Below are 672 nucleotides of genomic sequence, written 5' to 3' on the forward strand. Positions count from 1 at the left end.
TAAACAGAAATCTGGCAGTGGAAGTTAAAGTGATGAATTGCGTAATGCTTATGCTATGCGTATGCATAGCGTGGCATCGCGTGTATCACTTTGGGCTTGCCAGAGCCTCTGTTTAGATGCGTGATGACCACGCTTCTTTTTTGAACGGAGGTAACGATATGGCAAAGATTCAGATCATAACAGCAGTGACAATGGACGGCTTTCTTCCGAAAGCTGACGATAGCTTAATGCAGTGGGTAATGAATGATGCCAAAGGCTTTCCATATTGGCATGAGCAGAGTGTCTATCGCCTGACGCCACACTATCCTTTGCTCGACCTGCTTGCCGAGAAACACTCCGACAAGAACCAATCCGATATATACATCGCTGAAATATCCGACAAGGATAGCATAGAGCTTCTGCGAGGACTATCCCGTTACAATCTCATTGATGAGATGGTTGTCTATATCCTGCCAATCATTGCAGGTAAGGGAACTCCCGTATTCGATGACTTTACCCCAAGTCGTTGGAACATTCATAAAACCACCTCATTCTCCAACGGGATAACACGCATCATCTATCGCAACTCTTGCATTTTGCAATAGCAGGTTGCGAAAAAGTGTTGCATTTTGCAATACTCTAAAAAGTCCCAATTTTTACATTGAAAATTTTTATTTCACTGATACTCAATGA

General features: G+C 43.0%; 1 protein-coding gene. It reads left to right on the forward strand.

What is annotated here, in order from left to right:
- The first annotated feature begins 158 nt into the window (after nt 1–158).
- Nucleotides 159–584 carry a dihydrofolate reductase family protein gene (locus NW211_RS13940; RefSeq protein ID WP_229042401.1) on the forward strand — a complete coding sequence of 142 codons (426 nt, stop codon included), beginning with the start codon at nt 159–161 and terminating at the stop codon, nt 582–584.
- Nucleotides 585–672 lie beyond the last annotated feature (88 nt).

Source organism: Barnesiella sp. ET7, assembly GCF_024733785.1.
Classification (GTDB): domain Bacteria; phylum Bacteroidota; class Bacteroidia; order Bacteroidales; family Barnesiellaceae; genus Barnesiella; species Barnesiella merdigallinarum.